Here is a 17,515-nt window from a genome sequence, read left to right as displayed (position 1 = left end):
CACCCAGTATTCAACCCCCACTATGTCACTTTCCAGTACTGCGATCGAGCCCAGGCGCTTTCGCGAAGCTCTCGGGCACTACGCGTCCGGCATCACGGTAATCACATCGCAGATCGAAGGCGAGCCGATAGGCTTCACCTGCCAGTCATTCCACAGCGTTTCGATGAATCCGCCGTTGGTGTCGTTCAATGTGATGTGCAGTTCGGCCAGTTATCCCAAAATTCGCCAGGCGGGTCGATTCGTAGTCAATATTCTCTCCGACGAGCAAGTCAGGATTTCCAACCAATTCGCGCAGCGCGGCACGGACAAGTGGCACGACGTGGACTGGCAGGAATCGCCGCTGGGTAACCCGATCATTGCCGGCAGCCTGCATTGGCTTGATTGCGAGATTTATGCCGAACACGCCGCAGGCGATCACCTGATCGTGATTGGCGAGGTGAAAGCGTTGGATCTGCAAATCGCTGCTTCCACGCAGCCATTGCTGTATTTCAAAGGGCAGTATCGGAATATCGCCGCGCATGGCGCGATATAAGGTCTCGCCTCCTCCGCCCGGACACCGGCTTACAGCATCTGCCCATGAACGGGGCCTGAAGCCACCGCATTAGGCGACTGCAGCCGAGGCTGCCCGGAGCCATCCGAAGCGCAGCCCCACCGGGGCGAGCATCGGAATGGCGCAGGGCAGCCTCGGCGGCTAAAGAACGCCGACGTCCGCAAGCCCGAGACCCTGCCGCTTCGGTGTTGTGAGGCGGCGTTCTTGAGTCGCCGGCGTCCGGACTGCGGGATTCCGATGCTCGCCCCAGTGGGGCTGCGCTTCGGATCCCTCCGTCCGGCCCCCGCCTCACGGCATCTGCCCATGAACGGGTCCGAAACCAACGCATTAGGCGACTGCCAGCCGAGGACCCCGGAGCCATCCGAAGCGCAGCCCCACCGGGGCGAGCATCGGAATGGCGCAGGGCAGCCTCGGCGGCTAAAGAACGCCGACATCCGCAAGCGCGAAGCCCTGCCGCTTCGGTGTTGTGAGGCGGGGTTCTTGAGTCGCCGGCGTCCGGACTGCGGGATTCCGATGCTCGCCCCAGTGGGGCTGCGCTTCGGATCCCTCCGTCCGGCCCCCGCCTCACGGCATCTGCCCATGAACGGGTCCGAAACCAACGCATTAGGCGACTGCCAGCCGAGGACCCCGGAGCCATCCGAAGCGCAGCCCCACAGGGGCGAGCATCGGAATGGCGCAGGGCAGCCTCGGCGGCTAAAGAACGCCGACGTCCGCAAGCGCGAAGCCCTGCCGCTTCGGTGTTGTGAGGCGGGGTTCTTGAGTCGCCGACGTCCGGACTGCGGGATTCCGATGCTCGCCCCGGTGGGGCTGCGCTTCGGATCCCTCCGTCCGGCCCCCGCCTCACGGCATCAGCCCATGATCGGGTCCGAAACCAACGCATTAGGCGACTGCCAGCCGAGGACCCCGGAGCCATCCGAAGCGCAGCCCCACCGGGGCGAGCATCGGAATGGCGCAGGGCAGCCTCGGCGGCTAAAGAACTCCGACATCCGCAAGCTCGAGGCTCTGCCGCTTCGGTGTTGTGAGGCGGGGTTCTTGAGTCGCCGGCGTCCGCGACCTCGAAGCCCTACCCCCCGCACTGAAGGTACGCCGACGGCGCGACGGCAATCGCGATCTTTCCTTGGATACCATTGTTGGGACTTTCCAGCCGCGCATGAGCCTGTGCAATGTCGGCAAGCGCATAGACCGCGCCCACGTGCGGCCGCAACTGGCCGCGCGCGACCAACGCGCTCAATTCATCCAGCTTGCCGCGGTTCTGCCGCGTGAACACGAAGTGGTAGCTCGCGTTCTTGCCCCAGGCCTGGATCAGGTTTTGCGGCTGGGCGATGTCCACGATCGAGACGACCCGCCCCAATTGCGCAAGCGCATCGGGGCTGCGCGCAAGCGTGTCGCCGCCGATGGTATCGAACACGACGTCGACGCCGCGCCCGCCCGTTTCCCGCATGACGGCCTCGACGTAGTCTTCCTTTTCGTAATCGATGACCACGTCAGCGCCCATGCTGCGCGCGAACTCGGCGTTGGCGGCGCGCACGGTCGTGTACACCTGCGCTCCGATGGCTTTGGCCAGCTGGATAGCCACATGGCCGACGCCGCCCGCGGCGCCGTGCACCAGGATGCTCTCCCCGACTCTCAGCCCCGCGCGCACGACCAGCGCTTCCCAAGCGGTCCCGCCGACCAGGCTCAGGCTTGCCGCCTCAAGATGACTCAGCGCGGGCGGCTTCTTCCCGACTATGCCTTCCGCGGCGACGTGATACTCGGCATAGCTGCCCGGCCCGTCGAAGATTTGCGGGGTGTACCAGGCTTCGTCGCCAGGAACGAAAGCCGTCACGCCCGGCCCCACCGCTTCGACCACGCCCGAGACGTCGTGCCCGGTAATGGCCGGCAGCGGCACCAGATCGGCATAATCGCCGCGCCGGACCTGGTAATCCAGGGGATTGATCGAGGTCGCATGTACCCGGACCAGGACTTGTCCCGCCTGCGGCACCGGCTTGGGCAATTCGCGGAGTTCGAACGATTCCGGGCCGCCGAATGATTTGAGTGTCATCGCTTTCATGGTTTTCCTTGTTTCGAAAAATAGGGATATCGGGAAATACCGATATTTACCTGCAAAAAAATTACAGCTCTTTCCCGATGAGCCCGGCAAGAGCACGTATGGTTGCTTCGTTCCGCTTGTAGTAGGTCCACTGCCCGATGCGCCTGGCTTCCACCAGGCCCGCGCGCTGCAGCGTCGCCAGATAGTCGGACACCGTGGACTGCGACAGCCCCACGCCTTCCTGGATGCTGCTGACGCAGACCCCCACCGTATGAACGTCGCCCTCGTCCTGCGGCGGGAAGTTCTTGGCGGGATCCTTCAGTCCTTTGAGGATCTCAAGGCGCGTACGGTTGGAGAGGGCTTTGAATATTTCGAGCAGATCCATGGCGCCATGATATCGGGATTTCCCGATATGTCAATAAATTGGACTCGCACGAACGCCTGCTCGTCTGCTCACTTGTCCACCGACCGCATGTCGCAAGTCGTCTCCGACGACGAGCAGACGCCGCGAAACCACGCCCGTCCCCGCGTGCGGTCCTTGGACGCCAGCGGCTCGAACGTGTCGCTGTTGCGCATCTGGTAGTCCAGCAACAGCCACTCGCCTTCGCAGGCGGCGATGCCGCGCAGCGTAGCTCTTTCGGTCAGCCAGTCGCTGCCCAGATCCAGCAACCGTTCACTGCCGGTGTCGGGGCGGGCGTAGCCGCGCGCAGACTGGATGCCGACCTGTGCATCCGCGGCCTCGATCCAACCCTCGCCCCGATATACGGGTCGCGGCTTGCTCTGTTCGTCGCCGGTCTTGTCGTCGCTGGCGTTCCTGATTTTGAGCCAGCCGTCGCGCGCCTCGGTCACGTCGAAGGTCACGCTGTAGTAGTCGATCTCGGGATCAGGGCCATCGCCGCGAGTGGTCGGCAGGCTGCCCACCACCGCTGCCTGGGCGGATGCCGCCGCGCGCACCTGGATGGCAGGCTTATCGTTCGTCGTCCATCCGGAGAAGCTGCATGCGGTCGGGCCCGGCGGGGTCCAGGCGGCAGGCTTGGAAGGCGTCTGGGCGTTGATGGCCGGCGACACGGCCAGCGCGGCAAGCGCCAGGAAAATCCGTCGCATGGTCATGGGCTTGGTCATATGTCAGTTGCTGTTGATCCAGTCCTGCGCATCCCGCACGAACCAGGGCAGGTTCAGGCGCTCTCCTTCGCCGGATTGTATGGTCAAGCGTTGGTCCGAGGAGCCGGGGGTATCGCTCTTGCCCTGTCCCGTGGAAGGCGCGCGGCTGCGATAGTCCAGCTCGGTTTGCTGGGGAGGTTTATCCGCGCAGGCGGCGATCAAGGTGCATGCGGCCGCGGCAAGGACGGTCCGCAGCGCCGGACGGAATATCTTCATGGTATTCAGGTTCCCGCTGAAGGGCACAGGCCAACGTGCCGGAAAATCAGGGCCTCCAGCCCATACCTTACTCGCAATGCAAAGCCAGCGTTGGCGCCTCAGATCGGCATATTGAAATAGACGACCCGTTCCGTCTCCCTGAACCCCAGACGCGTATGCGCGGCCTGGCTCACGACATTGTCCAGCGCGGTATCCGAGGCCAGCTCTTTGCAGCCCCTGTCCCGCGCCCATGCCCGGACGGCGTCGATCAAGGCCCTGGCCGCGCCCTGTCGCCTGGCCTCGGGCATGACATACAGGCCCTCCAGGAACGCCACGGGACTGGAGTCGGTGCCATTGACGTAGTCCGTCCTGATCGCAGCTTCGGCAAGGCCGATCGCCTGCCCGTCGTCGGCGCGCGCCAGGAACTGGACGTATCGGTCCGGCGCGCAAACCTGATCCTCCATGTCTTCCTGATGCTCAGACGCTGACGCGTCAGGCCAGAGCGCCATGCGCAGTTGCAGCCAGGCGGCATCCCGGGAGGAGGTAATCGGGGCGGTTTTCATGGGCAGGGTTTGTGTTCCGGATGACGCGTGGAAATTTATCACTCTGCCCTTCTTGCTGTCGAAGCGTATCCGGCCTCGGCCTGCCCCGCCCTACTCCTGCACCGGCACCGTATAGTTCAGCGCCAGCCGGCCGCCATCCGCGTACACCGTCTGCCCGGTGACGTAGCTGGCGTCATCGCTGGCCAGGAACACCGCCACCTTGGCGACTTCGTCCGTCGATCCCAGGCGCTGCATCGGTATGCGCGACAGCACGGTCCTGCGGGCTGCGGGATTGCTGGTGATCGTGGCGAGGATTTCGGTGTCGATGCTGCCGGGGCCGATGGCGTTGACGCGGATGCCGTGCGGCGCCAGGGACAGCGCCATCGACTTGGTCATCTGGCGCACCGCGCCCTTGCTGGCGCCGTAGGCCAGCTGGTCCGGCATCGCCAGTTCCGCCGTCATCGAGGACAGCGTCACGATGGCGCCGTTGCCGCGTCCGCCAGCCACCATGGCGCGCGCGGCGGCCTGTGCGACCAGAAAGGTGCCGCGCACATTGACGTTCATGACCGCATCCAGGTCTTCGAGCTTCAGGTCCAGGAAGTCCGCCGCGCGGATCACGCCGGCGTTGCAGACGCAGATGTCCAGGCCGCCCCAGCGCCGCACGCACTCGTCGGCCAGCTTCTGGGCATCAGCCGGATCGGTCACGTCCGCCACCAGCGCGGCGGCGCGATCGCCCAGCGCGCGGGCCGCGGCCATCAGTTCGGCCTCCTTGCGGTCGGCCAGCAGCACGTATGCACCCTCGGCCGCGAAGCGCCGCGCGATCGCCAGTCCGATGCCACCGGCCGCGCCGGTGACCAGCGCCACCTTGTCCTGCAATCTCATCTCAGACTCCTACGTAGGCGGCCACCAGGTCGGGCCGCTGGGACAATTCCGCCGAGCTGCCGCGCCACACCGTCACGCCCTTGTCGAGGATGACGTTGCGGTCCGACAGGCGCAGCAAGGCCGTGGTGTTCTTGTCCACCACGATCATCGATAGACCTTCGGCTTTCAATTGCGCCAGCACGCGCCAGATTTCGGCGCGCACCACCGGCGCCAGCCCTTCGGTCGCTTCGTCCAGCACCAAGAGGCTGGGGTTGGTCATCAGCGCCCGGCCCAGCGCCAGCATCTGCTGCTCGCCGCCGGATAGCTGCGTGCCCAGGTTGGCGCGGCGTTCGTGCAGGCGCGGAAACAGCTCATACACGCGTTCCAGCGTCCAGCCGCGGCCGCCGCCGCGGTGTATAGCCGTGGCGATCAGGTTTTCTTCCACCGTCAGCGTCGGGAAGATCTGGCGCCCTTCGGGTACCAGCGACAGGCCCAACCGGCCGATGCGGTACGGCGCCAGTCCGCGCAGGGAACGCTCGCCATACCGGATGCTGCCCTGGCTGGCCGGCAGCAGGCCGAACAGGCATTTGATGACGGTGCTGCGGCCCATGCCGTTGCGGCCGATGAGGCCGATGACCTCGCCCTGGCCCACGTCCAGGTCTACGCCGAACAAGGCCTGGCAATGCCCATAGGCCGCCGTCAATCCGCTGATGCTCAACATGGCGGCTCCTTATGCGTCGGCGTCGTCGCCCAGATAGGCGCGGCGCACGTCGGGATGGTTGCGTATCTGTTCCGCGCTGCCGGTGGCGATGACCTTGCCGTAGACCAGCACGCTGATGCGGTCGGCCAGCGCAAACACGGCGTTCATGTCGTGTTCGACCAGCACGATGGTGTAGCGGCCCTTCAGGCTTTGCAGCAAGGCGATCACGCCCGCGCTTTCCGCCGCGCTCATGCCGGCCATGGGCTCGTCCAGCAGCAGTACCGACGGCTCGCCCGCCAATGCCATGGCGATCTCCAGCTGGCGGCGCTGGCCATAGGCCAGGCTGTCCACCTGGGCCTCGGCCACGTCTTCCAGCTTGCAGGCCCGCAGCGCCGCGGTCGCGGCGCTAACCACGTCGGCGCAATCGCGCAAGGCGGTCCAGGCCGACAGGCGCCGGCGGCGCTTGCGCAAGGCTGCCAGGCAGGCGTTGTCCAGCACCGTATAGCTGTCGAACACCGAGGTCACCTGATAGGAGCGCAGCATGCCCAGCGCCACGCGTTCCTGCACCGAGGCGCGGGAAACGTCGGCGGCGCCCAGGCGCACGGCGCCGCCATCGGGCCGCAGTTCGCCCGACAGCAGGTTGATCAAAGTCGTCTTGCCCGCGCCGTTGGGGCCGATCAGCGCGTGCAGTTCGCCAGGCGCCACGTCCAGCGACACGCCGTCGGTCGCCTTCAGGCCGCCGAAGCGGCGCACCAGGTCCTGCGTGGACAATCCAACGGGCGCGGCTGCGGTTTGCATGCTCATGCCGAAGCCTCCTTGGCGATCGCGTCCGGCGGGCGGCGGTCCTGTTGTTCACCCGCGGCCGGCGGCTGGGCCGTCGGCGCGGCGGGCGGCGGACGCCGGAGCCAGGCCAGGGAGTTGGCATAGCCGCCCTTGGCCACCATGGCGATGACCACCACCGCCGGCCCCATCAGCAGCATCCAATGCTGCGTCATGCTCTTGAAGGCCTCTTCCATCAGCAGATAGGCAACGGCGCCGAAAATCGGCCCCAGCACATTGCCCAGGCCGCCTATCACCACCATGACGATGAGTTCGCCCGACACCGGCCAGGACATGTAGCTGGGCGAGGCGAAGGCGGTCAGGTTGGCCAGCAGCAGCCCGGCCACGCCGGTCAGCACGCCAGAGGCCACGTAGGCCGTCAGGCGCACGCCGAACACCGAATAGCCCAGCGCGTCAACACGGCGCGGGTTGGCATGGGTGGCGCGCAGGATCATGCCGAAGGGCGAGCGGCGCAGGCGCAGCATCGCCAGGCTGGACACCAGCAGCACCGCCCAGGCCGCCCAGTACACGGGCTGGCTGCCGCCCAGGTCGAACAGGCCGAAGGAACTGGCTTCGTAGATGTTCAGGCCGTCGTCGCCGCCGTACTCGCGCAGGCTGACCGCCAGGAAATAGAACATTTGCGCAAACGCCAGCGTGATCATGATGAAGCCTATGCCCGAGGTCCGCAGGCAGACCGTGCCGACGATCAGCGCCACCAGCGCGCACACCGCGATGCACACGGCCAGCTGCAGCCAGCCGTTGCCAAACCCGTAATAGCTGAGAATGCCCACGGCATAGCAGCCCAGGCCCAGGAACATGGCGTGGCCGAAGCTCACCAGTCCGGCAAAGCCCAGCACCAGGTTCAGCGCCAGCGCGGCCAGCGCATAGATCAGGATGCGCGCGCCCAGCGTCACGTAGAACGGTTCACCCAGCCATTGCGCCACGAAAGGCACGCCGGCCAGGACCAGGAACAGCAAAGGCAGCGCCCAGCGCCGGTATGTGTGTTCTTGCATGATGATCCAACCCCAGTACAAGCGCGCGTCAACGCCGCGCCGAGAAGACCAGGCCTTGCGGCCGGAACGCCAGCACCACGGCCATCAGCACGTAGATCAGCATGGAGGCGAGCGCCGGCCCGACCGCATTGGCGACGGAAGCGTCGAACACGGCGCGCAGCATGTCGGGCAGGAAGGCCCGGCCCAGCGTGTCTATCATCGCGATCAGCAGCGCCGCGACCAGCGTGCCGCGCACCGAGCCGATGCCGCCCACGACGATCACCACCAGCGCCAGGATCAGCACCGGCTCACCCATGCCGGACTGCACCGACAGGATCGGCCCCGCAAGCGCGCCCGCCACGCCGGCCAGCACCGCGCCCAGCAGGAACAGCAGCGTCTTCTGCAGGTCCACGTTGGCGCCCAGCACGCTGGCCATGGGCGCATTGCTGGCGCCGGCGCGGATCAGCATGCCGAAGCGCGTGCGCTGGATCAGGAACCAGGCGCCAACCGCCACCAGCGCGCCCACGCCGATGATCATCAGGCGATACACCGGATAGTCGTTGCCGAACAGGCTGACCGCTCCTTCCAGCCCCTGCGGCACGGCGGCGTAGTACGGCCGGCTGCCCCAGATAACCGAAGCCAGTTCATTGAAGAACATCATCAGCCCGAAGGTGGCCAGTACCTGATAGAGGTGATCATGCTTGTACAGCGGCCGCGCAATCAGGCGTTCCAGCGCCACCCCTACCAGGCCGCTGCCCATCACCGCCGCCAGGATGGCGAAGGCGAACGAGCCGCTGGCGTTGTAGGCGGTGGCGCCCAGGAAGGCGCCGATCATATACAGCGACCCGTGCGCCAGGTTGATGAAGTTCATGATGCCGAAGATCAGGGTCAGCCCCGAGGACAGCAGGAACAGCAAGGCGCCGAGCTGCAGGCCATTAAGCATCTGCGACAACAGCAAGGATCCGTTCATGGGGCGTCTCCCGGGACGTTACTTCAGCGGGCAGTCGGCCACGTAGGCGTCCTGATGGTCGGTGAACACCTTGGCCAGCTGCTTCAAGCCCACGCCGTCGCCTTCCTTCACGACCTGGTAGGCATACAGGTCCTGCACCGGCATGTTGTTGCTGTTGAAGCGGAACTTGCCGCGCACCGTGGGGAAGTTGGCGCCGGCCGCCTTCACCGCCGCGGCCAGGGCCTTGCTGTCACCGACCTTGCCGCCCTGCTGCTTGATGGCGGTATCCAGCAGGAACGCCGCGTCATAGCCGCCCACCGCATATTCCGACGGCAAGCGGCCGTACTTGGCCTTGAAGGCCTCGACGAACTTGCGGTTCTGCGGGTTGTCCAGCGTGGTGGCCCAAGGCGTGCCGTAGATCGCGCCCACCGCCTGCTCTTTCAGCGCGGTCAGCGTGTTGGAATCGATCAGGCTTTCCGAGAAGAACGGCAGCTTTTCCATCAGGCCGGCCTGGCGCAGCTGGCGCACGAAGTTCACGCCCACCCCGCCGGTATAGAACACGAACAGCGCGTCGGGCGAGGCCGACTGCATGCGCGAGATCTCGGCCGAGTAATCCAGCTGCCCCAGCTGGGTGTAGATCTCGTCGGCGGGCGCGGCGCCATAGAAGCGCTTGAAGCCCGCCAGCTTGTCCTTGCCGGCCTGGTAGTTGGACGACATCAGGTAGGCGCGCTTGTAGCCCTGGTCCTTGACGTACTTGCCCATGGCTTCGGACATGCTGTCGTTCTGCCAGCCGAGCACGAACAGATTGGGCAGGCACATGCGGCCGGCGATGGGCGCGGGTCCGGCGTTGGTGGACAGCGCCACCACGCCCGATTCCTTGATGCGCCGCAGTTCGGCCATGAGCACGTTGGAGAAGCCCAGCCCGACGATCACGTCGACCTTGTCCTTCTCGATGAACTTCTGCACGATCTGCGCGCCCACGTCGGGCTTGAGCTGGTCGTCATCGCGGATCACCACCGCCTTCTGGCCGCCCAGGCTGCCGCCCAGCTGCTCGATGCCCAACATCAGGCCGTCGTACTGATCCTGGCCCAATGCCGCCTGGGGGCCGGACAGCACCCCGGTAAAGCCGATGCGGACGTCCGCCATTGCGGCGTTGGCCACGGTCAGGGCCGCGACCGCGGCCAGCGCGGACAGGCCGCGTGCGTATGCTTGCATGCTAAGTCTCCTTGGGGGATGGACGGCGGCGCCGTTCTGCGCGGCGCCTGCCGGTACTAAGGCCTGCTTACAGGTCAGAGCTTCACGCAGACATTGCGCAGCTCCGTGTAGAACTCGAGCGAATGCACGCCGCCCTCGCGGCCGATGCCGGACTGCTTGGCTCCGCCGAAGGCCGTGCGCAGGTCACGCAGGAACCAGGAATTGATCCAGCAGATGCCCACTTCCAGGGCCTGTCCCATGCGATGGGCGGTGCCCACGTTGCTGGTCCAGACCGAGGCCGCCAAGCCGTAGGGCGTGGCGTTGGCCAGGGCGACGGCTTCTTCTTCCGTGTCGAAGGGCGCGATGTGGCAGCAGGGGCCGAAGATCTCCTGCTGGATCACGGCCGAGCTTTCCGGCAGGCCGGTCCAGACCGTGGGCTGGATCCAGGCGCCGCCGGCCAGGTCGTCCGGCATGTCCGGCACGCCGCCGCCGGCCACCACCGTGGCGCCTTCTTCACGGGCGCGGGCGTAGTAGCCCAGCACCTTGTCGCGATGGCGCTGCGAGATCAGCGGACCCAGGTTGACGCCGGGATCCTTCGGACGGCCCAGCTTGAAGCCGCGGGCGCGCTCGCCCAGCGCCGCCACGAAGCGGTCGAAGATCGGCCGCTGCACGTAGACGCGCTCGGTGCCCAGGCAGACCTGCCCGGTGTTGTCGAAGGCGGCCCGCGCGATGCCGGCCACCGCCTTGTCGAAGTCCGCATCGGCGAACACGATGCCGGCATTCTTGCCGCCCAGTTCGAAGGACACGGGACGCACGCCCACCGCCGCGGCCTGCATGATGGCTTCGCCGGTGCGGGTTTCGCCTGTAAAGGTGATGCCGTCGACCAACGGATGGCGCGTGAGCTTTTCGCCCGCCGAACCGGGGCCGCGGCCATGCACCACGTTATAGACGCCGGGCGGCACGCCGACCTCGTTCATGACTTCGCCCAGCAACGTGGCCGTGGCCGGGGTGTCTTCGGAAGGCTTGACCACCACGGTGTTGCCGCAGGCCAGCGCCGGCCCCACCTTCCAGGTCATCAGCAGCAGCGGCAGGTTCCACGGGCAGATCACGCCGATTACGCCGCGCGGCACGCGCACGCCGTAGTTCAGGGCATGGCCGCCATCCGGCGTTTCCAGGTCGAAGGTCTCGTTGGGGATGTTGCGCACCAGGTCGGCGAAGATCTTGAAGTTCGCCGCGCCGCGCGGAATGTCCAGATGGCTGGCCAGGTCGTAGGGCTTGCCGGTGTCGGCGATCTCGGCATCGACGAATTCGTCGAAGCGGCGGATGATGCCGTCGGCCACCGCGTGCAGCAACTCCACGCGCTGCTGCGTCTTGAGTTTGCCCCAGGGGCCGCGCAACGCCGCCTTGGCGGCCCGCACGGCGGCGTCGACCTCGGCGTCGCCGGCCTCGTGGATGCGCCCGATCAGGCGGTTGTCGACCGGATCGCGGTTGTCGAACGTCTTGTCCGTGGCGACCCATTCGCCGTTGATGAAATTGCGGAAATCGGTCATTGCGTCCTCGGTTGTGACAGGTCTGCCAGCGCCGCTTCAGGGTCGCCGGCGGTCAGGTATTCCCACATGCGCTCGTAGATCCGGCCCGTGCCCACGGCGCGGGTCGCCGCCTCTTCGGGCGAGAACGTGGGCGCGCCGTCGGCCAGGCCGGCCGAGCGCAGTTGCCATTCGATGCGCGCGGCATCCTCCAGATACCAGGTCAGCACCACGGCATGCATCAGCGATTCGGCTGCCACCACCGCGCCGTTGCCGCGCATGGCCACGGCGCGGGCCGCGCCCAGGGTCTGGGCCACGCCGCGCGCCTGGGCGTCGCTGCGCACCAGTTGCGGGTCGTCCCAGAGCGGCACGGACGGAGAGAAATACGAACCCATCCCATGGCGCGGCTGCGGCGTCACGCGGGCCGAGGACAGCGTCATGACCGTGGGCGGCATGGAGCGCACCACCCCGCCCACTTCGGGGCGCATGCGGTAGATGTGCTGGTGGATGCGGACCTCGCCCAGCACGCCCTCGGGCAGTTCGCCGTGCACCGGCACCACCGTGCCCGCCTCGCCCGGTTCGATCAGGCCCATGGGCCGCGCGGCGCATACCAGGAAGTGATCGGCGTCGAGGCGGCTGCTGCAATGGCCGTAAGCGTGGACCAGGCCGGCGCGGGCCAGGCCGCGCGCCGCCGTCCGCACCAGCGCTTCCTGGCCGGCATCGGCTTTCATCGGCGCGGCGCTCACGTCTTGAACTCCGGGATGTCGGGCTTGGCGCCCCACATGCAGAACGAGGACGGCACTGCGGGGAAGCTGCGCGGCCGGTAGGTCTTCTCGTCTTCGGCGGTGATCAGGCGCACGCCGGTGGAGTACTCGTAGATCATGCCGTCGGGGCCGTCGAAGTACAGGAACATCGCCCCCGAGGTCGGATGGCGCCCCGGGCCGAAGCGGATCGGCACCTGCCATTCCTTCAGCTGGTACCAGGCACGCATGATGTCGTCGATGCTTTCGACCTGGTGGTTGATGTGCTGCACGCCCGGATAGCTGGACGGGAACAGCGCGATCTTGTGGTGCACTTCGTCGATGCGCAGCAAGGGCGCTTCGCCGATGCGGTCGCTGACCCGGGCTGAAAGCAGCCCGGTCCAGAAGGCCTCGTCGCGTCGCGCGTCCAGCGTGCGCAGGCCGATATGCGAAAAGCCCGTCACGCCGGCATCGCGGCTGGGGAAATAGCGGCGGCCGCTGTGGTGCGGCGCGTGCACCAGCTCGATGCGGTTGCCGGACGGGTCGATGAAACTGAGGAAATCGCGTACGTAGCGCTGCTCGGCGTCCTCGCGCTTGCCCGCGGCGACCTGATAGCCGCTGCGCTCCAGCACCGCGCCGGCATGCTCCAGTTCCTCGGACGTGTCCACTTCGAACGCCGTCGTGTGGTCGCGCGGATCGCCTTCGAAATAGCACAGGGTGTGGTCGCGCGAGTCGGATTTGAAATAGACCGCGCCGTGCTCCTTGCGCGCCACTTCCAGCCCCAGCACCGCGGTCGCGTAGCGGACCGCGGATTCCAGGTCGCGGGTACCCAGCCGGACGTACCGGATGTCGTGTAGCCGTATCACTGCTTGTCTCCAGGTTGCGCCTGCCGCCGGCTGATTACCGGTCGTAGTCTCGACGCTTTTTTTCTACGATAAGCAGCATAAATCTCGGCGTCAATAATTTTTATCGAGATTTTTTAAAGCCAGTGATAAAGTAGCTCCCATGTCAGACGGCGCCACCCTCCCCCCGCTTGCCCATTCCGCCTCGGCCAACACCCTGGTCGGCGCGGCCTATGTCAACCTGCGCCGCGACATCATCCAGGGCGTGCATCCGCCGGGCTCGCGCCTGCGGGTCGAACACCTGAAGGACGATTACGGCGTGGGCGCGGGCACGTTGCGCGAAGCGCTGGCGCTGCTGGTGTCCGACGCGCTGGTCATCGCGCAAGGACAGCGCGGCTTTCACGTCACGCCGATTTCGCTGGAAGACTTCCGCGACATCACCGAGAACCGCGTGCTGCTGGAGACCCAGGCCCTGCGCCAGTCCATCGCCCTGGGCGATGACGACTGGGAAAGCGCGGTGCTGGCCGCCTTCCACCGTCTGAGCAAGGCCGAACAGCGCCTGGCAGCCGACCCCGACACCCGCTTTGAAGAGTGGGAACAGCGCAACCGCGAGTTCCACCGCGAACTGATCCGCGCCTGTCCGTCGCGCTGGCTGCATCACTTCCTGGGCATCCTGTACCAGCAGGCCGAACGCTACCGCCGCCTGACCGTCACGCGCAAGCCCATCGCGCGCGACCTGGACGACGAACACAAAGGCATCCTGGACGCCACGCTGGCGCGCGATGCGGACCGCGCCTGTGAATTGCTGGCCGCCCACATCCGCCTGACCTACGAGGCCGTGGCGCGCCTGCCTCCCACGCTGTTCACCCCGGATTGAACGCCGCGTCAGTTGAAAAAAACCCACACCGGCACGCGCCTACCCGTTGATTCGCCTACACCACTTCTATAGAATCTTCAATTCGGGCCTCTGCCCATTCCCTTTCCCCACATCTCACACCATTGGGAGGCGCAAGATGATGAATCCGCATACCGCCATCCCGCGCGTGTCCCCGCGACGTCATTAAGTCGTCGCCCGCGCGGACCCATCGCTGGATGCCTATCTAGCGACCGGTCCTCCGTGCCCGCCCCAAAAACCTGAACGCAATCGCCCGCGCCTCGCCGCGCAGGCCGCTCCTTCCTCTTTCCACACAAGGACTCCCGGCGTCCTGGTGACGCCGGGCCATTGCAATGGCCAGAAAAAAAATCGATCTACGAGGACAGACCTTCAAGGATGTCCTTGGCTTTACCTTCCGCCATTGGCGCGCGCAGCCCTGGCGCACCTCCGGCATCATCGTGCTGGCCCTGCTGTCGGCGGTGACCGACGTGCTGACGCCGCTGTACGCCGGCAAACTGGTTGACGCCGTGGCCTCGGGCGCGGCTGGCGACGAGATCGTCTGGAGCGCGGCGCTGACCGCGTTCTGGCTGCTGCTCGCGCTGGGCATCGGCGGCACGCTGCTGCGTCAGGCCGTGTTCCAGAACATCATCACCTTCACGCTGAAGATGATGAACGGCATCGTCTCCAACGCGTTCTACCGCGTGCAGCGTTTCTCCACGGACTGGCACGCCAACAGCTTTGCCGGCTCCACGGTGCGCAAGATCACGCGCGGCATGTGGGCGGTCGACATCCTGAACGACACGCTGCTGATCGCGCTGCTGCCGTCGGTCGTGATGCTGGTGGGCGCCACCGCGCTGCTGGGTGTGCACTGGCCCATCATGGGCCTGGTGGTGGGCCTGGGCTCGGTGCTGTACATCGCCGTGACCGCGGCGCTGTCGCTGGGCTATGTGGCGCCGGCGGCGCGCCTGGGCAACGCCTGGGACACGCGCATGGGCGGCGCCCTGGCCGACGCCGTCAGCTGCAACGCGGTGGTCAAGGCCTTCGGCGCCGAAGACCGCGAAGAAGTCAGGCTGGACCGCGTGGTCGACAAATGGCGCCGCCGCACCCGCCGCACCTGGATCCGCGGCACGATCAACGGCGGCATCCAGGGCGCCATGCTGGTCGCCATGCAGGCGGGCATCCTGGGCGCGTCGCTGCTGCTGTGGTCGCGCGGCCAGGCCAGCGTGGGCGATATCACCTTCGCCCTGACGATGTTCTTCATGCTGCAGGGCTACCTGCGCGACGTAGGCATGCACATCCGCAACCTGCAACGCTCGGTCAACGACATGGAAGAACTGGTCGCGCTGGAAAAGCAACCGCTGGGCGTGGACGACCGGCCCGGCGCGGGCGAGCTGCGCGTGACGGCCGGCGAGATCCGCTTCGAGGACGTGACGTTCCGCTATGGCGCGCACGACAAGGCGTTGTACGACCATTTCTCGGTACGCATCGCCCCGGGCGAACGGGTCGGCCTGGTCGGCCATTCGGGTTCGGGCAAGACCACGTTCATCAAGCTGATCCAGCGTTTGTATGACGTGAACGACGGCCGCATCACGATCGACGGGCAGGACATCGCCCAGGCGCGGCAGGCGTCCCTGCGCAGCCAGATTGCCATCGTGCAGCAGGAGCCGGTGCTGTTCCACCGCACGCTGGCGGAGAACATCGCCTATGCCCGCCCCGGCGCCACGCAGGCCGAGATCGAGCAGGCGGCGCGGCTGGCCAGCGCCCATGACTTCATCATGGCGCTGCCCAAGGGCTACGACACGCTGGTCGGCGAACGCGGCGTCAAGCTGTCGGGCGGCGAACGCCAGCGCGTGGCCCTGGCCCGCGCCTTCCTGGCCGATGCGCCCATCCTGATCCTGGACGAAGCCACGTCCAGCCTGGACAGCGAAAGCGAGGTGCTGATCCAGCAGGCCATGGACCGTCTGATGGTGGGTCGTACCACGCTGGTGGTGGCGCACCGCCTGTCGACGGTGCGCGCGCTGGACCGCCTGCTGGTGATGGACCGCGGCCGCGTCATCGAGGAAGGCAGCCATGACGCACTGATCCGCCTGAAGGGCGGTCTGTACCGGCGCCTGTTCGAACGCCAGGCGCTGGAGCTGACCAAGGGCCTGACGCAGTCCGAACTGCTGGAGGACGGCGCGGTTCCGCCGCTGCCGAAGGATGAGGAAGCCGACGAGTCCTCGTACGCCTACGCCAAATAGGCCGGACAGCCGGTCCCGTAGCGCAAGCTGCGGGACCGGCCGCTTCAGGCCGGACGCTGGGCCACGGTCAGGCGCAGGCCGAAGCCGATCAATGCCAGCCCGAACACCCGGCTCTGGATCTTCTGCGCACGGGGGCTGGCCGACATCCAGCGCCCCACCGCCCCGCCCGCCAACGCGCACAGCACGTCCAGCGCCAGGCCCAGGCTGACCAGGATCACGCCCAGCACGGCGAACTGCTGGCCTATCGGCCCCTGGGCGGGCGACACGAATTGCGGCAGCAGCACCGAGCAGAACAGCAAGGCCTTGGGATTGAGCACATTGGTCAGCACGCCGCTCAATAGCGCCGGCCCCAGCCCCGCGCGGCTCGCGGGCGCCTGCCCGGTGGCATCGTAGGACACGGGTCCTGCGCGCAATAGCCGCACGCCCAACCAGACCAGATAGCATCCCCCCACCGTGCGCGCCGCGTCGAACGCCCAGGGATGCGTCTTGAACAGCGCCGCCAGTCCCAGCGCGGCCAGGGTCACGTGCGCGGCCCGCGCGATGGCCAGCCCCACGGCCACCGCCAGCGCCTGCCCTCTGCCGCGCAGCACGCCGGTTTCCAGCAGCAGGATCATGTCGGGTCCCGGCACCACGTAGACGATCAGCAAAGCCCCTAGAAACATCGCCATATCCGCCATTTTCCCGCTCCTTTTCGTCCTGGCTCAGGCGATCATTCTAGGAAAACCAGGCTGGCATGTGCATCCTATTCATGCCATTCGATTTATGATGATTGGCATATTCCGCCAATCCAATAATCCTTATCCTGATTTCATGCCAAAACGCGAATTGGACGCCTACGACCGCCGGATCCTCGAGGCCCTGCAGCAGAACGGCCGGCTGACCAATGTCGAACTCGCCGAGCAGATTGGCCTGTCCCCTTCGCCCTGCCTGCGGCGGGTGCGGCTGCTGGAAGAAGCCGGCGTCATCCAGGGGTACGAAGCCCGCCTGGCGCCGGACGAAGTCGGCCTGGGCCTGACCGTCTTCGTCGGCATCAAGGTGGAGCGGCACCACGAGCGCGACTCCGCCCTGTTCCGCGAGGAGGTCAGCACCTTGCCGGAAGTCATCGCCGCGCATCTGGTGTCGGGCGAGTCCGACTTTCTGCTGCAAGTGGTGGTGCCCGACCTGCGCGCCTACGAACGCTTCCTGCTGGGCACGCTATTGAAGCTGCCCGGCGTGAAGGACATACGCAGCAACTTCGCGATCCAGACCGTCAAGCCGCAAAGCCCGCTGCCGCTGGATCATCTGGCGAAGTGAGCGCGCCG

Annotated in this window: 19 protein-coding genes; 4 read left to right on the top strand and 15 right to left on the bottom strand. The window is 66.6% G+C overall.

The annotated features are described in order from the left end of the window. Positions 1-22: 22 nt before the first annotated feature. The gene (locus IB268_RS09080; protein WP_054456513.1) at positions 23-532 is read left to right on the top strand and encodes a flavin reductase family protein; all 510 of its coding nucleotides are present in this window, start codon (positions 23-25) and stop codon (positions 530-532) included. Positions 533-1,613: 1,081 nt separating this feature from the next. Here the strand turns inward: IB268_RS09080 and IB268_RS09075 are convergent. The 14 genes from IB268_RS09075 to IB268_RS09010 all read right to left on the bottom strand — a co-directional run bounded on the left by IB268_RS09075 (position 1,614) and on the right by IB268_RS09010 (position 13,124). After that, the gene (locus tag IB268_RS09075) at positions 1,614-2,600 is read right to left on the bottom strand and encodes a zinc-dependent alcohol dehydrogenase family protein (protein WP_192354120.1); all 987 of its coding nucleotides are present in this window, start codon (positions 2,598-2,600) and stop codon (positions 1,614-1,616) included. Positions 2,601-2,661: 61 nt separating this feature from the next. Then, positions 2,662-2,964, bottom strand: a complete 303-nt coding sequence (locus IB268_RS09070) for a helix-turn-helix transcriptional regulator (RefSeq protein WP_054456511.1) — start codon at positions 2,962-2,964, stop codon at positions 2,662-2,664. A gap of 68 nt (positions 2,965-3,032) precedes the next feature. Beyond that, on the bottom strand, positions 3,033-3,701 hold the full coding sequence (locus IB268_RS09065; protein ID WP_225590569.1) for a hypothetical protein: 669 nt from the start codon (positions 3,699-3,701) through the stop codon (positions 3,033-3,035). A 3-nt stretch (positions 3,702-3,704) separates the two neighbouring features. Next, a complete protein-coding gene (locus IB268_RS09060) occupies positions 3,705-3,956 on the bottom strand; it encodes a hypothetical protein (RefSeq protein ID WP_082401205.1) in 252 nt (83 codons plus the stop codon). A gap of 98 nt (positions 3,957-4,054) precedes the next feature. Continuing rightward, entirely contained in the window at positions 4,055-4,498 is a 444-nt protein-coding gene (gene aac(6'), locus IB268_RS09055) for an aminoglycoside 6'-N-acetyltransferase (RefSeq protein ID WP_125473742.1), read from the bottom strand. A 90-nt stretch (positions 4,499-4,588) separates the two neighbouring features. Then, positions 4,589-5,359, bottom strand: a complete 771-nt coding sequence (locus IB268_RS09050) for an SDR family NAD(P)-dependent oxidoreductase (protein ID WP_119449067.1) — start codon at positions 5,357-5,359, stop codon at positions 4,589-4,591. A gap of 1 nt (position 5,360) precedes the next feature. Continuing rightward, positions 5,361-6,059, bottom strand: coding sequence for an ABC transporter ATP-binding protein (locus tag IB268_RS09045; protein WP_054456508.1), 699 nt, complete (start codon positions 6,057-6,059; stop codon positions 5,361-5,363). A gap of 9 nt (positions 6,060-6,068) precedes the next feature. Continuing rightward, positions 6,069-6,842: an ABC transporter ATP-binding protein gene (locus tag IB268_RS09040; RefSeq protein ID WP_054456507.1), complete on the bottom strand. Its 774-nt coding sequence runs from the start codon at positions 6,840-6,842 to the stop codon at positions 6,069-6,071. After that, a complete protein-coding gene (locus tag IB268_RS09035) occupies positions 6,839-7,870 on the bottom strand; it encodes a branched-chain amino acid ABC transporter permease (protein ID WP_125473739.1) in 1,032 nt (343 codons plus the stop codon). Before IB268_RS09035 ends, IB268_RS09040 begins: the two co-directional genes overlap by 4 nt. Before the next feature lie 28 nt (positions 7,871-7,898). Further along, positions 7,899-8,819: a branched-chain amino acid ABC transporter permease gene (locus IB268_RS09030; RefSeq protein WP_192354119.1), complete on the bottom strand. Its 921-nt coding sequence runs from the start codon at positions 8,817-8,819 to the stop codon at positions 7,899-7,901. A gap of 18 nt (positions 8,820-8,837) precedes the next feature. Beyond that, the gene (locus tag IB268_RS09025; RefSeq protein ID WP_192354118.1) at positions 8,838-10,013 is read right to left on the bottom strand and encodes an ABC transporter substrate-binding protein; all 1,176 of its coding nucleotides are present in this window, start codon (positions 10,011-10,013) and stop codon (positions 8,838-8,840) included. Between the two features lie 74 nt (positions 10,014-10,087). Beyond that, the gene (locus IB268_RS09020; protein ID WP_175162561.1) at positions 10,088-11,542 is read right to left on the bottom strand and encodes a 2-hydroxymuconic semialdehyde dehydrogenase; all 1,455 of its coding nucleotides are present in this window, start codon (positions 11,540-11,542) and stop codon (positions 10,088-10,090) included. Continuing rightward, positions 11,539-12,264, bottom strand: coding sequence for a class II aldolase/adducin family protein (locus tag IB268_RS09015; protein WP_233564475.1), 726 nt, complete (start codon positions 12,262-12,264; stop codon positions 11,539-11,541). Before IB268_RS09015 ends, IB268_RS09020 begins: the two co-directional genes overlap by 4 nt. Next, positions 12,261-13,124, bottom strand: a complete 864-nt coding sequence (locus tag IB268_RS09010; protein WP_054456504.1) for a VOC family protein — start codon at positions 13,122-13,124, stop codon at positions 12,261-12,263. Before IB268_RS09010 ends, IB268_RS09015 begins: the two co-directional genes overlap by 4 nt. Positions 13,125-13,263: 139 nt before the next feature. On the opposite strand from IB268_RS09010, the gene IB268_RS09005 reads away from it, so the two are divergent. Continuing rightward, a complete protein-coding gene (locus IB268_RS09005; protein WP_054453767.1) occupies positions 13,264-13,977 on the top strand; it encodes a GntR family transcriptional regulator in 714 nt (237 codons plus the stop codon). 350 nt (positions 13,978-14,327) lie between these two features. Continuing rightward, positions 14,328-16,214: an ABC transporter ATP-binding protein gene (locus IB268_RS09000; RefSeq protein WP_175182367.1), complete on the top strand. Its 1,887-nt coding sequence runs from the start codon at positions 14,328-14,330 to the stop codon at positions 16,212-16,214. A 44-nt stretch (positions 16,215-16,258) separates the two neighbouring features. Here IB268_RS09000 and IB268_RS08995 read toward each other — a convergent pair whose 3' ends face one another. Beyond that, positions 16,259-16,882, bottom strand: coding sequence for a LysE family translocator (locus IB268_RS08995; RefSeq protein ID WP_225591343.1), 624 nt, complete (start codon positions 16,880-16,882; stop codon positions 16,259-16,261). Between the two features lie 142 nt (positions 16,883-17,024). On the opposite strand from IB268_RS08995, the gene IB268_RS08990 reads away from it, so the two are divergent. After that, positions 17,025-17,507 carry an Lrp/AsnC family transcriptional regulator gene (locus IB268_RS08990; RefSeq protein ID WP_054454795.1) on the top strand — a complete coding sequence of 161 codons (483 nt, stop codon included), beginning with the start codon at positions 17,025-17,027 and terminating at the stop codon, positions 17,505-17,507. The last annotated feature ends 8 nt before the right edge of the window (positions 17,508-17,515 follow it).

Origin of the sequence: Achromobacter sp. ACM01 (genome assembly GCF_014851745.1) — a bacterium.
Classification (GTDB): domain Bacteria; phylum Pseudomonadota; class Gammaproteobacteria; order Burkholderiales; family Burkholderiaceae_B; genus Achromobacter; species Achromobacter aegrifaciens.
Note: the sequence above shows the minus strand (reverse complement) of the source record. Positions and strands in the feature narration are given on the sequence as shown.